The organism is Pseudomonas sp. G(2018) (genome assembly GCF_005502415.1).
Taxonomy (GTDB): Bacteria; Pseudomonadota; Gammaproteobacteria; order Pseudomonadales; family Pseudomonadaceae; genus Aquipseudomonas.
In genome coordinates this window covers 168,267-181,009 of sequence record NZ_SCOO01000008.1, presented here as the reverse complement: position 1 = coordinate 181,009, position 12,743 = coordinate 168,267, and the positions used below count along the sequence as shown (strand labels likewise).

Below are 12,743 nucleotides of genomic sequence, written 5' to 3'. Positions count from 1 at the left end.
AAGCCTTCTGGAGCAAGACTTTAGGCAAATTGACATTCGAATTTATCTCACTATAGTGGTGCGGGCCCTGCGTGGGGGGTCTGTCTGATGATTTCAAGCATAAATAGGAGGCCACATGGCTGACAAAAAAGCGCAGTTGATCATCGAGGGCGCAGCCCCCGTCGAGCTGCCCATTTTAACCGGCACCGTTGGTCCCGATGTTATCGATGTTCGGGGTCTGACGGCCACGGGCCGCTTTACCTTTGACCCTGGTTTCATGTCGACCGCTTCCTGCGAGTCGAAGATCACCTATATCGACGGCGACAACGGCATTCTGTTGCACCGCGGCTACCCGATCGAACAGCTGGCTGAAAAGTCGGACTACCTGGAAACCTGCTATCTGCTGCTCAACGGCGAATTGCCGACCGCAGAACAGAAGGCCCAGTTCGTTGGCACCGTCAAGAACCACACCATGGTTCACGAGCAGCTGAAGACCTTCTTCAACGGCTTCCGTCGCGACGCCCACCCGATGGCCGTCATGTGCGGCGTAGTCGGCGCCCTCTCGGCCTTCTACCACGACTCCCTGGACATCAATAACCCGCAGCATCGCGAAATCTCCGCGATCCGCCTGGTTGCCAAGATGCCGACCCTGGCAGCGATGGTTTACAAGTACTCCATGGGCCAACCCATGATGTACCCGCGCAACGACCTGTCGTACGCGGAAAACTTCCTGCACATGATGTTCAACACCCCGTGCGAGATCAAACCGATCAGCCCGGTACTCGCCAAGGCCATGGACCGGATCTTCATCCTCCACGCCGACCACGAGCAGAACGCATCGACTTCCACCGTACGTCTGGCGGGCTCTTCGGGCGCCAACCCGTTCGCCTGTATCGCCGCCGGTATCGCTGCACTGTGGGGCCCTGCCCACGGCGGCGCCAACGAAGCCGTACTGACCATGCTCGATGAAATCGGCGATGTCTCGAACATCGACAAGTACATCGCCAAGGCCAAGGACAAGAACGATCCGTTCAAACTGATGGGCTTCGGTCACCGCGTTTACAAAAACCGCGACCCACGCGCCACCGTCATGAAGCAGACTTGCGACGAAGTGCTGAAGGAACTGGGCATCACCAACGATCCGCAACTCGAACTGGCCATGCGCCTGGAAGAGATCGCCCTGACCGACCCGTACTTCATCGAACGTTCGCTGTACCCGAACGTCGACTTCTATTCGGGGATCATCCTCAAGGCGATCGGCATTCCAACCAGCATGTTCACCGTGATCTTCGCCCTGGCGCGGACCGTCGGCTGGATCTCCCACTGGAAAGAAATGCTCTCCAGCCCGTACAAGATCGGCCGCCCGCGCCAGTTGTACACCGGCTACGAGTCGCGTGACATCACCAAGCTGGAAGACCGCAAATAAGACCTGTCTTGCGATAACGTCTTGGTTGTACCGGAAACGGCCTCTATTTATATAGAGGCCGTTTTTGTTTGTGCGCCTATTGAGTCTCTTCGGTAACGACAGCTAACGTTTTCATCCAGACAGGTCGCGTGATCGTTGACGTCCATCGCGAGCAAGCTCGATCCTACAGGTGCGCGATGCTTTGGCTTTTGATCTTGATCTACCCGCCCCATCGGGAGGCTGAGAGGAGGTGTTCATCCGGAGATCGGCGCGCAGCGACGCTCGACGCAGTCGAACACGCTGCATGTAGGTGCAGCGAAGCCAACCGGAGGGCAGTGTCCCTGGATGAATGCCGGAGCGAAGGAACGCCGAGCCTTAGCGAGGGGCCGGACGCTCGGGGCGAGCGTTTTTTTGCTTACTTTTTTAGGCGCTTGTAAAAAATGTGAGTCGCCGTAAGGGCGAAACCATAAGTCGCCGTTACCGCAGGAATGGATATGTACTCGCCCAACTCCATCTGGGTCGGCTGTAAGGCCACCTCAGCAGACAAGCCCCACCTCTAAAATGTCCGATAACCGCCCAATAAAAAATGCCCCGATCTCTCGACCGGGGCATCTCGTACAACCGCGTTACTTATATATAAGCATCAAACCTTAGTGCGAAACCGCCCCACTCGCTCCCAAACCAGTCTGCGAGCGTACGAATTGCGGGAAGAACAGCGCCCGCTCATTGTCAGCCGCAGTCGACTTGTCGGTAACCGAGAAGAACCAGATACCGATAAAGGCAATGATCATCGAGAACAGCGCCGGGTACTCGTACGGGAAGATCGCCTTCTCGTGATGCAGGATCTGCACCCAGATGGTCGGACCGAGCACCATCAGGCCCACGGCACTGACCAGGCCCATCCAGCCGCCGATCATCGCACCGCGGGTGGTCAGCTTTTTCCAGTACATGGAAAGCAGCAACACAGGGAAGTTGCAGCTCGCCGCGATGGAGAACGCCAGGCCCACCATGAACGCGATGTTCTGGCTCTCGAACAGGATGCCCAGCGCGATCGCCAGCACCGCAAGGGCGATGGTGGTGATTTTCGAAACGCGGATTTCATCCTTCTCGTTGGCCTTGCCCTTCTTGATCACGCTGGCGTACAGGTCGTGAGACACCGCCGATGCACCGGCCAGGGTCAGACCGGCAACCACTGCCAGAATGGTTGCGAACGCTACCGCCGAAATGAAGCCCAGGAAGATACTGCCACCGACCGCATTGGACAGGTGCACCGCCGCCATGTTGTTACCGCCCAGCAACGCGCCGGCAGCATCTTTGAAGGCCGGGTTGGTGCTGACCAGCAGGATCGCGCCGAAACCGATGATGAAGGTCAGGATGTAGAAGTAGCCAATGAAACCGGTTGCATACAGCACGCTCTTACGGGCTTCTTTCGCATCACTCACAGTGAAGAAGCGCATCAGGATGTGTGGCAGGCCAGCGGTACCAAACATCAGCGCCAGACCGAGGGAGAACGCCGAGATCGGATCTTTCACCAGGCCGCCCGGGCTCATGATCGCTTCAGCTTTCGGGTGAACCTTGATGGCTTCGGAGAACAGCATGTTGAAGTCGAAGTTGACGTGCTTCATCACCATCAGCGCCATGAAGGAGGCACCGGACAGCAGCAGGACTGCCTTGATGATCTGCACCCAAGTGGTCGCCAACATGCCGCCGAACAGCACGTAAGCGCACATCAGGATACCGACGAGGATCACCGCAACATGGTAATCAAGGCCGAACAGCAGCTGGATCAGCTTGCCGGCACCAACCATCTGCGCGATCAGGTAGAACGCCACCACCACCAGCGAACCGCACGCGGACAGCGAACGGATCTGGGTTTGCCCCAGGCGATAGGACGCCACGTCGGCAAAGGTGTATTTACCCAGGTTACGCAGGCGCTCGGCGATCAGGAACAGAATGATCGGCCAGCCCACCAGGAAGCCGATCGAATAGATCAGGCCATCGTAGCCGGAGGTGAACACCAGGGCGGAAATACCCAGAAAGGACGCCGCCGACATGTAGTCACCGGCGATTGCCAGGCCGTTCTGGAAACCGGTGATCTTGCCGCCCGCCGCATAGTAGTCGGCTGCCGAGTTGTTTTTCTTGGAAGCCCAGTAAGTGATATACAAAGTCGCGCCAACAAACGCCACGAACATCAGGATCGCGGCGGTGTTCAGTGGTTGCTTCTGCACGGCGCCGGTCAGGGCGTCAGCCGCCCAGGCGCCCGGTGCAAAGGCTGCGATGCTCAAAAGAGCCATTAGACGCCGGATCATTGCTGAGCCTCCTTGAGAATCGCATTGTTCAGGTCGTCGAACTCGCCATTGGCGCGTCGTACGTAAATACCGGTCAGGATGAAGGCCGAAACAATCAGCCCGACACCGATCGGTATGCCCCAGGTAATCGAGGACTCAGGGTTGATTTTCGCCCCCAGTACCTGCGGCCCGTAGGCAATCAAAAGGATGAATCCAGAGTAAAGCCCTAGCATGATCGCCGAAAGAATCCAGGCGAATCGCTCCCTCTTGCTCACCAGTTCCTTGAATCGCGGACTGTTTTGAATCGAGAGGTAAATGCTGTCGTTCATTGTTTTTATCCTCGCAGCACAGATTGAGTTGGAACGTAGCCACTCTATTCGGCTCAAGGACAGGTTCCAGACGACCTTAGTCTTAGAACCACATGACGTTTTCGCCATTTACCAGCACACCATAAATAACTGTGGGAGCGAGCCTGCTCGCGAAAGCGTCGTGTCAGTCAACATCTCAGTCGACCGAAAGACCGCATTCGCGAGCAGGCTCGCTCCCACAGGGAAAAGCGAGCAGCGCTAAATTGAAGTTTATTTAGTCCAGTCAGCCACGCGCTCAGGGTGTTTGGCCACCCAATCCTTCGCGGCTGCGTCAGGCTTGGCACCTTCCTGGATCGCCAGCATGACTTCACCGATTTCGTCTTTCGAGGCCCACTGGAAGTTTTTCAGGAACTTGGCCACTTCCGGCGCCTTGGTTGCCAGTTCTTTGCTACCGATGCTGTTCACGGTTTCGGCCGCGCCATACACGCCTTTCGGGTCTTCGAGGAAGCGCAGTTTCCACTTGGCGAACATCCAGTGCGGCACCCAACCGGTCACGGCAATGGATTCGTTTTTCTTCTCGGCGCGAGTCAGCTCGGCAATCATGCCGGCACCGGAACTGGCCTTGAGTTGATAGCCGGTCAGGTCGTAGTCCTTGATCGCCTGCTCGGTCTTGAGCATCACGCCCGAACCGGCGTCGATGCCGACGATGCGTTTCTTGAAGGTATCGTCGGTCTTCAAGTCGTCAAGCGACTGGGCCTTGACGTACTCCGGCACGATCAGACCGATTTTCGCGTCCTTGAAGTTCGGGCCATAGTCGACGACTTGATCCTTGTTCTTCGTCCAGTAATCGCCGTGGGTTACCGGCAGCCAGGCCGACAGCATGGCGTCAAGTTTGCCGGTAGCCACGCCTTGCCACATGATCCCGGTAGCGACCGCTTGCAGCTTCACGTCATAACCGAGTTTCTGCTTGATCACTTCAGCCGCTACGTGAGTGGTCGCGACGCTGTCGGACCAGCCGTCAACGTAACCGATGCTCAGGGTCTGGGTTGCTGCGCTGGCGAATGTGGAGCCCATCGCAAGTGCCAGAGCGGCACCTGCGCCTAAAAGTCGTCGCATCTTCATCGTTACTTCCCCGAAAGTGCTGCGCTCGACGGGTGCCGAGTCGCTTCAACGTATTGTTATGGTGCACAGCGCCCCCATCACGCCCACCGCAAACTCTTACGATCATCAGCGGAGTACTGACGCCTTCGATAATCAACCTGACAGTCATTGCGACCTGCTCTGCCAGCGACCTCAAGGCATCGAGAAACGACATCAGAACGCCATTAAACCCGCGCCAGACAAACGCCTCGGGCAATCCGCCCGAACTTTGCATGTCAAAATCATGCAGGCCACCAAGCACGCGGAAAATGCAGGTAACATGCGCCGCTTTGCTCCCAGACGGCCTGACCATGCCCGCGACATCCCGCTTTCCTTTTTTTGCTTATCTTTTCGCCTGTCTGCTGGGGCTTTTTGCCCTTGGCGGCTTTTGGTACGGCCTGGGCAAACCGGTGTTCCTGCCGGACGCTGCCACCCCGACGCACAAGCTGCAATGCGCCTCCTACACCCCGTTCGACAAAGACCAGTCGCCGTTCGATGTGCCGTTCAACTTGCGCCCCGAGCGCATGGACGCCGACCTCGCGTTGCTGGCCAAAAGTTTCGAATGCATCCGCACCTACTCCATGACCGGCCTCGACGCCCTGCCCGATCTGGCGCGCAAGCATGGGTTGAAAATGATGATCGGGGCCTGGGTCAACAGTAATCCAGTCGACACCGCCAAAGAAATCGACCTGCTGATTGCTTCTGCAAACGCTAACGCGGACGTAGTGACCTCGGTGATCGTCGGCAACGAAACTCTTTTGCGCAAGGAGATCACCGGATCACAGTTGGTCAGGCTAATTGAAAAGGTTAAAAGCCAAGTCAAACAGCCTGTCACTTATGCCGACGTTTGGGAGTTCTGGCAGAAGCACCCTGAAGTCGCCCCAGCGGTAGACTTCATCACTATCCACCTGCTGCCGTACTGGGAAGATCATCCTTCGAACATTGACGTTGCCTTGTCGCAAGTTGCCGGTATTCGTCATATGTTCGGCAAAATGTTCGCCCCCAAGGACGTGATGATCGGCGAAACCGGCTGGCCAAGCGAAGGCCGCCAGCGTAAAACCGCCCTGCCGAGCCGGGTCAACGAAGCCAGGTTCATTCGTGGTTTTGTCGCAATGGCCGAGCAGCAAGGCTGGCACTACAACCTGATCGAAGCCTTCGACCAACCGTGGAAACGTGCCAGCGAAGGTGCGGTCGGTGGTTACTGGGGGCTGTTCGATGCCGACCGTCAGGACAAAGGTATGCTGGCCGGGCCAGTGTCGAACGAACCGTACTGGTCCCAGTGGCTGATGGTGGGCGGCTTGATCTTCCTCGGCACGTTGATCCTCGGCGGCCGCGTGCGCAGCACTCGCGCGGCGCTGGTGCTGCCGCTGCTGGGCGCCCTGGCGGCTTGCTCGATTGGCGCCTGGGGTGACCTGGCCCGCGTCACCACGCGTTTTGCCAGTGAATGGCTGTGGGTCGCGCTGCTGACGGCGCTGAACCTGTTGGTACTGGCCCATGCTGCGCTGACATTGAGCCCTCGCACCGGTTGGCGCGGGCGGGCGTTCAATGTGCTCGAGCGTCGATCTGGCTGGTTGTTGGCGGTGACAGGGTTTGCCGCGGCAGTGACGATGCTGGAACTGGTGCTCGATCCACGTTATCGCAGCTTCCCTAGCGCGGCGTTCATCGTGCCGGCGCTGGTCTATCTGTGCCGCCCGGTCAGCGCACCGCGCCGGGAGATTGCGATGCTGACCTTCATCATCGGCGCCGGCATTGCGCCGCAGTTGTACCGCGAAGGGCTGGAGAACCAGCAGGCCTGGGGTTGGGCGCTGGTGAGTGTGTTGATGGTGGCTGCTTTGTGGCGGAGTTTACGGGCTCGCAAGGCTTAAGCTTTCAGCGTGTTTGCCAACCTCTTCGCGAGCAGGCTCGCTCCCACATTGGATTTTCATTCACAAATAATGTGTTCGATGGAGATCAACTGTGGGAGCCAGCCTGCTCGCGAAAGCTGATTATCAGGCGCTACGTGGGGCCCTGACCAACCGCAACCCCGCAATCACCACCGCAAACACCGCCAACGTCGTGTTGTACAACGCCAGCGCCGGGAGCCCGAACACTAACGCCAGTACCGCCAGCCACCACCCTGCCCGCCCTGGTATCACAAAGCCGATCACCGCAGCGATCAACGCAGTCCAGCCCAAAATCGCAAAGTGAATCATCAGCCCCAGGTTCGAACGAACCTGACATTCCCAACGGTTCGCCTCGTCCACGCAGATACCCACCCATTGCGCGTCTTCCATGAAGCCATAACGCGCGCCATAACTGGCGGCCAGCCACAACGGCAGCAAAACAAGCAGCGAAATCACGGGCAGACGGCGGTACATGAAGCACTCCAATAAAGCGAAAACGGTGGCCAGCTTAATCGCCCGGCCGCCTTACGCAAGCACTAACAACTGTTAACTGGTCATGCAATCGCTGCAAAGTGTATCGTCCAGCTACTATTACTCCGAATTAGGCCTGTTTGGTGCCGATGCGTGGCACTTTGGCGCAAATCCAGTGGTCATAGCCTGCGAACTTCATTCGGCACCTTCCTTTAAGGAATCCAGTCATGCTCCGTTCCTTGCGCTTCGCCGCCCTGTTTGGCGGCCTTATCTTGAGTGCGTCCGCGCTGGCGGTGGATATCGATGCCGCCAGTTATGGCTATCCGCTGACCAACCCGTTCGAGGCGACCATCGCCACGACGCCTCCGGATTTGCGCCCGGACCTGCCACTGGACGATGACATCGATCAGTCGGACCGCAGCCTCACCTTGCGCCCGGAGCGTCAATTCGAGCTTCCAGACAACTTCTGGCCGGTCAAGAAACTCACCTATCGCATCGCCACGCAAGACAAAGCCGCACCGCTGATCTTTCTGATCGCCGGCACCGGCGCGCGCTATGACAGCAGCCTGAATGAGTACCTGAAAAAGCTTTACTACAAGGCCGGCTATCACGTGGTGCAATTGTCATCGCCCACCAGCTTCGACTTCATGAGCGCCGCCTCACGCTTTGCCACCCCCGGTATCACCAAGGATGACGCCGAAGACATGTACCGGGTGATGCAGGCGGTGCGCGCGCAGAACCCGAAGCTGCCGGTCACTGAGTACTACCTGACAGGCTATAGCCTCGGCGCGCTGGATGCGGCATTCGTGGCCCATCTGGACGAAACCCGCCGCAGTTTCAATTTCAAGAAAGTGTTGCTGCTCAATCCTCCGGTCAACCTGTACACCTCAATCACCAACCTGGACAAGCTTGTACAAACGGAAGTCAAGGGCATCACCAATACGACCACCTTCTACGAGCTGGTGCTGAACAAACTGACCCGTTACTTCCAGCAGAAAGGCTACATCGATCTCAACGATGCATTGCTCTACGACTTCCAACAGTCCAAGCAACACCTGACCAACGAACAGATGGCCATGTTGATCGGCACCTCGTTCCGCTTCTCGGCGGCCGACATCGCCTTCACGTCGGATCTGATCAACCGTCGCGGCCTCATCACCCCACCGAAAACGCCGATCACCGAAGGCACCAGCATGACGCCGTACCTCAAGCGTGCGCTGCAATGTGACTTCGACTGCTACATCACCGAGCAGGTCATCCCGATGTGGCGCGCCCGTACCGACGGCGGCAGCCTGCTGCAACTGATCGACCAGGTGAGCCTGTATGCGCTGAAGGACTACCTGCACGACAGCCCGAAAATTGCCGTCATGCACAACGCCGACGACGTAATCCTCGGTCCCGGAGACCTCGGTTTCCTGCGCAAGACCTTTGGTGATCGCCTGACCGTTTACCCGCTGGGCGGCCACTGCGGCAACCTTAACTACCGCGTCAACAGCGACGCCATGCTGGAGTTTTTCCGTGGCTAAATACCTCCTGCTTATCGCCGCGTTACTCTGCGCAACCGCTGCCAATGCCGACAACAGTAAAGCCAACGCCCCCGTGGTCGTCGACAGTGACGGCTTCAAGGAACCGTTGAGCAAACTCAAATTCAACCCGGGGCTGGATCAGCGCGAGTTCGAGCGCTCGACGCTCAGCGCACTGAACGTCTACGACCCGCTGGAAGAGTGGAACCGCCGCGTCTACCACTTCAACTATCGCTTCGATCAATGGGTGTTCCTGCCAGTGGTCGATGGCTATCGCTACATCACGCCAAGCTTCTTGCGCACCGGTGTCAGCAACTTCTTCAACAACATCGGCGACGTGCCGAACCTGCTCAACAGTCTGCTGCAGTTCAAGGGCCAGCGCTCGATGGAAATTACCGGGCGCCTGCTGCTCAACACCACCATCGGCATCGCCGGCCTGTGGGACCCGGCCACCGCCATGGGCTTGCCACGCCAGAACGAAGACTTTGGCCAGACCCTGGGCTTCTACGGTGTTCCAGGCGGCGCCTATTTCGTGCTGCCGATCCTCGGTCCGTCAAACCTGCGTGACACGGGCGGGCTGGTGGTCGATTTCAGCGCCGAATCGGCCATTAACTTCCTCAACGTTGCCGAAGTCAGTTCCAACCATCCCGAGGTGTGGATTCTGCGTGGCGTCGACAAGCGCTATCAGACCAGCTTCCGCTATGGCCAGCTGAACTCGCCGTTCGAGTATGAGAAGGTGCGTTACGTGTACACCGAGTCGCGCAAGTTGCAGATTGCCGAGTAATCCTGCGAACACAAAACACTGTGGGAGCGAGCCTGCTCGCTCCCACATTGGATCGTACTGCCAGGTTCAGCCCTTCAACGCTTTCCAGATTTTGCTGACAGCCATCACCCCCACCAACACCACCGCCCCTGCCACAATCCCTGCCAGCCCATTAAGCAACGTCGGCACGATAAACCCGGCACCACCCGCCCCCGCGCTGACGTTCTCGATCCAGTGATGCACCACCGGCACACCATGGGTCAGGATGCCGCCACCGACCAGGAACATCGCCGCAGTGCCGATCACCGACAGGCTTTTCATCATGTACGGTGCCGCTCGCAAAATCCCTGCACCAATGCTTTTAGCCACCTGCCCCGGCTTTTGAGTCAGCCACAGACCCAGGTCATCGAGTTTGACGATACCCGCCACCAACCCGTAGACGCCGACAGTCATGACGATGGCGATGCCCGAGAGCACAACGACTTGTTGGGTCAGCGCCGAGTCGGCCACGACGCCCAGGGTGATGGCGATGATTTCCGCCGAAAGAATAAAGTCGGTACGGATCGCGCCCTTGATCTTGTCCTTTTCGAACGCCACCAGATCGACTGAAGGGTCTGCCACCGCCTCGACCAGTTCGGCATGTTCAGCCTGATCTTCAGCCTTGCTGTGCAAAAACTTGTGGGCGAGCTTCTCGAAACCCTCGTAGCACAGGTAAGCGCCACCGACCATCAACAACGGTATGACCAGCCACGGAATGAACGCACTGATGGCCAATGCCGACGGCACCAGGATCAGCTTGTTGATGAACGAGCCCTTGGCGACGGCCCATACCACGGGGATTTCCCGCTCGGCACGTACGCCGCTGACCTGCTGGGCATTGAGTGCCAGATCGTCGCCGAGTACGCCGGCCGTCTTCTTGGCGGCCATTTTGGTCATCAACGCCACATCGTCCAGCACGGCGGCGATGTCGTCGATCAGCAACAGCAAACTGCTTCCTGCCATGAATCGGGTTTCCTTCTGCAATGAATGCCGTGCAGCATAGCGCGGCCCGGCGCCGCACGGAGCATTCTTGAGCGCCGCCAAAGGCCGGTGCTACCATGCGCAACCGCCAGAACAGGCAAGGAACCACCTGGTTTATGAGCACTATCCGCGAGCGCAACAAACAACTGATCCTGCGTGCCGCCAGTGAGGAATTTGCCGACAAGGGCTTCGCTGCGACCAAAACCAGCGACATCGCAGCCAAGGCGGGATTGCCCAAGCCTAACGTCTACTACTACTTCAAATCCAAGGAAAACCTCTACCGCGAGGTGCTGGAAAGCATCATCGAGCCGATCCTCCAGGCCTCGACTCCGTTCAACCCCGACGGCGTGCCCAGCGAAGTGCTGAGTGGCTACATCCGCTCGAAAATCCGTATCTCCCGCGACCTGCCGTTTGCCTCCAAAGTGTTCGCCAGCGAAATCATGCACGGCGCCCCTCACCTGAGCGCCGACCTGGTCGAACAGCTCAACGGCCAGGCCAAACACAATATCGACTGCATCCAGACCTGGATCGACCGCGGCCAGATTGCCCCCATCGACCCCAACCACCTGATGTTCAGCATCTGGGCCGCGACCCAGACCTACGCCGACTTCGACTGGCAAATCACCGCCATCACCGGCAAGGCCAGGCTGGATGAAGAGGACTATGAAGCGGCGGCGCAGACGATCATCCGGTTGGTGCTCAAGGGGTGTGAACCGGACTGATAGACCGCGGCGCACCCATCGCTGGCAGGCTGACTCCCACAAATGGATCCGAGCATCAGAGATCCCCTGTGGGAGCCAGCCTGCTGGCGATGGGGACGACTCCGTTTTGGATCAAACCCATATAGCATCCCACAACGGATAGTCGCCAAGTCGCTCGACCAGCCCCGCCCGCAATGGGTTAGCCACAACATACCGGGCGACCTTTACCAAGTCCTCTTCACGACGCAGCGCTCGATCATGAAAACCTCGCTGCCAAATGCTGACACCACGACCGGTAGACAGCCTCACTGCCTTGGTAGTCAACGATTTAGTCCTTTGCACCAGTCCACCCAACGACCCCTGCCGCAACTCAATCAACCAATGAAAGTGATCGGGCATGACAACCCAGGCCAGTGAATTAGCAAAGCCTTGATCCTGAGCGCAGCGAAATTGATTAACCACCACTCTACCCAAGGTGAAGTCTTGGAATATCGGCTCTCGGTCGCGTGTATTGATAGTCAGCAGGTAAATCCGATTGGATTCGGCATAGCGTCCGATGCGCAAGCGATTTGAAGCGGGTAGATCAGGCATTCCTTTGCCCCTTGCATGATTAACTCATGAAGAAGGCTAGACCTGATATTACCCAAGGGCGGGGCAGACATTTAGATGGATGTGTCTGGTCGTTCGTCATCGCCAGCAGGCTGGCTCCCACAGTTGATCTCTGACACTCAGATAATCCCTGTGGGAGCCAGCCTGCTGGCGATAGCGGTAACTCAATCAACCATTAATCAAGCCACCACCCCCGCATCCGCCCTCAACCCCAACGCCTCGATCGCATTGATCGCACACTGCTCATCAACATCCGACAGATCCCCGCTGATCCCTACCGCTCCCAGCACGTTTCCACCCTGATCGCGAATCAGCACACCGCCCGGTGCCGGGACGACGCTGCCTTGTCCCAGGCTGTTCAAAGCGGCGATGAACGCCGGGCGTTGTTGGGCGTCCAGCGCCAGCAGGCGTGAGCCTTTGCCCAGGGCGATGGCGCCCCAGGCTTTGCCGATGGCCACTTGTGGACGCAGCAGGCTGGCGCCGTCTTCGCGTTGCAGGGTGATCAGGTGCCCGCCGGCATCCAGCACGGCGATGGTCAGGGGGGCGGCGGAAATGGCACGCCCCGCGTTGATGGCCTCGTTGACCAGGTTGACTGCGACTTTCAAGGTTAAAGCGCTCATGGTGCCGTCCTCATTTTGTTTTTCGGAAAGCCG

General features: G+C 58.3%; 12 protein-coding genes. 5 read left to right on the top strand and 7 right to left on the bottom strand.

The features are described from left to right. Nucleotides 1-115 precede the first annotated feature (115 nt). Nucleotides 116-1,405, top strand: a complete 1,290-nt coding sequence (gltA, locus tag FFS64_RS11230) for a citrate synthase (RefSeq protein WP_007936034.1) — start codon at nt 116-118, stop codon at nt 1,403-1,405. Between the two features lie 629 nt (nt 1,406-2,034). Here the strand turns inward: gltA and FFS64_RS11225 are convergent. The 3 genes from FFS64_RS11225 to FFS64_RS11215 all read right to left on the bottom strand — a co-directional run bounded on the left by FFS64_RS11225 (nt 2,035) and on the right by FFS64_RS11215 (nt 5,102). Then, a complete protein-coding gene (locus tag FFS64_RS11225) occupies nt 2,035-3,693 on the bottom strand; it encodes a cation acetate symporter (RefSeq protein WP_095195656.1) in 1,659 nt (552 codons plus the stop codon). Further along, nucleotides 3,690-4,001, bottom strand: a complete 312-nt coding sequence (locus FFS64_RS11220) for a DUF485 domain-containing protein (protein WP_102701990.1) — start codon at nt 3,999-4,001, stop codon at nt 3,690-3,692. The genes FFS64_RS11225 and FFS64_RS11220 overlap by 4 nt, the downstream gene beginning before the upstream one ends. A gap of 249 nt (nt 4,002-4,250) precedes the next feature. Continuing rightward, the gene (locus tag FFS64_RS11215; protein ID WP_095195657.1) at nt 4,251-5,102 is read right to left on the bottom strand and encodes a glycine betaine ABC transporter substrate-binding protein; all 852 of its coding nucleotides are present in this window, start codon (nt 5,100-5,102) and stop codon (nt 4,251-4,253) included. Nucleotides 5,103-5,389: 287 nt separating this feature from the next. Here FFS64_RS11215 and FFS64_RS11205 point away from each other — a divergent pair, with 287 nt between their 5' ends. Next, nucleotides 5,390-6,985 carry a beta (1-6) glucans synthase gene (locus FFS64_RS11205; protein WP_137805432.1) on the top strand — a complete coding sequence of 532 codons (1,596 nt, stop codon included), beginning with the start codon at nt 5,390-5,392 and terminating at the stop codon, nt 6,983-6,985. Between the two features lie 123 nt (nt 6,986-7,108). Here FFS64_RS11205 and FFS64_RS11200 read toward each other — a convergent pair whose 3' ends face one another. Continuing rightward, nucleotides 7,109-7,477, bottom strand: a complete 369-nt coding sequence (locus FFS64_RS11200; protein WP_137805431.1) for a hypothetical protein — start codon at nt 7,475-7,477, stop codon at nt 7,109-7,111. 224 nt (nt 7,478-7,701) lie between these two features. Between FFS64_RS11200 and FFS64_RS11195 the strand changes: the two genes are divergently transcribed. Next, entirely contained in the window at nt 7,702-9,000 is a 1,299-nt protein-coding gene (locus FFS64_RS11195) for a serine/threonine protein kinase (RefSeq protein WP_095195660.1), read from the top strand. Next, nucleotides 8,993-9,781 carry a VacJ family lipoprotein gene (locus tag FFS64_RS11190; RefSeq protein WP_095195661.1) on the top strand — a complete coding sequence of 263 codons (789 nt, stop codon included), beginning with the start codon at nt 8,993-8,995 and terminating at the stop codon, nt 9,779-9,781. Before FFS64_RS11195 ends, FFS64_RS11190 begins: the two co-directional genes overlap by 8 nt. A gap of 66 nt (nt 9,782-9,847) precedes the next feature. Here the strand turns inward: FFS64_RS11190 and FFS64_RS11185 are convergent, their stop codons facing one another. Continuing rightward, complete coding sequence (locus FFS64_RS11185) at nt 9,848-10,762, bottom strand: DUF808 domain-containing protein (protein WP_137805430.1); 915 nt, start codon at nt 10,760-10,762, stop codon at nt 9,848-9,850. Nucleotides 10,763-10,896: 134 nt separating this feature from the next. On the opposite strand from FFS64_RS11185, the gene FFS64_RS11180 reads away from it, so the two are divergent. Next, on the top strand, nt 10,897-11,502 hold the full coding sequence (locus FFS64_RS11180) for a TetR/AcrR family transcriptional regulator (RefSeq protein WP_137805429.1): 606 nt from the start codon (nt 10,897-10,899) through the stop codon (nt 11,500-11,502). Between the two features lie 111 nt (nt 11,503-11,613). On the opposite strand, the gene FFS64_RS11175 is transcribed toward FFS64_RS11180, so the two are convergent. Together FFS64_RS11175 and FFS64_RS11170 are read right to left on the bottom strand one after the other, a co-directional pair. After that, on the bottom strand, nt 11,614-12,072 hold the full coding sequence (locus tag FFS64_RS11175) for a transposase (RefSeq protein WP_137805428.1): 459 nt from the start codon (nt 12,070-12,072) through the stop codon (nt 11,614-11,616). 197 nt (nt 12,073-12,269) lie between these two features. Then, on the bottom strand, nt 12,270-12,710 hold the full coding sequence (locus FFS64_RS11170; RefSeq protein WP_137805427.1) for a heme-binding protein: 441 nt from the start codon (nt 12,708-12,710) through the stop codon (nt 12,270-12,272). Nucleotides 12,711-12,743: the final 33 nt, after the last annotated feature.

What these genes read in the sequence shown, in the direction of transcription:
- FFS64_RS11180 (WP_137805429.1), top strand. Translation starts at nt 10,897, where the DNA reads ATGAGCACTATCCGCGAGCGCAACAAACAACTGATCCTGCGTGCCGCC.
- FFS64_RS11220 (WP_102701990.1), bottom strand. Translation starts at nt 4,001, where the DNA reads ATGAACGACAGCATTTACCTCTCGATTCAAAACAGTCCGCGATTCAAG.
- gltA (WP_007936034.1), top strand. Translation starts at nt 116, where the DNA reads ATGGCTGACAAAAAAGCGCAGTTGATCATCGAGGGCGCAGCCCCCGTC.
- FFS64_RS11175 (WP_137805428.1), bottom strand. Translation starts at nt 12,072, where the DNA reads ATGCCTGATCTACCCGCTTCAAATCGCTTGCGCATCGGACGCTATGCC.
- FFS64_RS11185 (WP_137805430.1), bottom strand. Translation starts at nt 10,762, where the DNA reads ATGGCAGGAAGCAGTTTGCTGTTGCTGATCGACGACATCGCCGCCGTG.
- FFS64_RS11215 (WP_095195657.1), bottom strand. Translation starts at nt 5,102, where the DNA reads ATGAAGATGCGACGACTTTTAGGCGCAGGTGCCGCTCTGGCACTTGCG.
- FFS64_RS11200 (WP_137805431.1), bottom strand. Translation starts at nt 7,477, where the DNA reads ATGTACCGCCGTCTGCCCGTGATTTCGCTGCTTGTTTTGCTGCCGTTG.
- FFS64_RS11170 (WP_137805427.1), bottom strand. Translation starts at nt 12,710, where the DNA reads ATGAGCGCTTTAACCTTGAAAGTCGCAGTCAACCTGGTCAACGAGGCC.
- FFS64_RS11225 (WP_095195656.1), bottom strand. Translation starts at nt 3,693, where the DNA reads ATGATCCGGCGTCTAATGGCTCTTTTGAGCATCGCAGCCTTTGCACCG.
- FFS64_RS11205 (WP_137805432.1), top strand. Translation starts at nt 5,390, where the DNA reads ATGCAGGTAACATGCGCCGCTTTGCTCCCAGACGGCCTGACCATGCCC.
- FFS64_RS11195 (WP_095195660.1), top strand. Translation starts at nt 7,702, where the DNA reads ATGCTCCGTTCCTTGCGCTTCGCCGCCCTGTTTGGCGGCCTTATCTTG.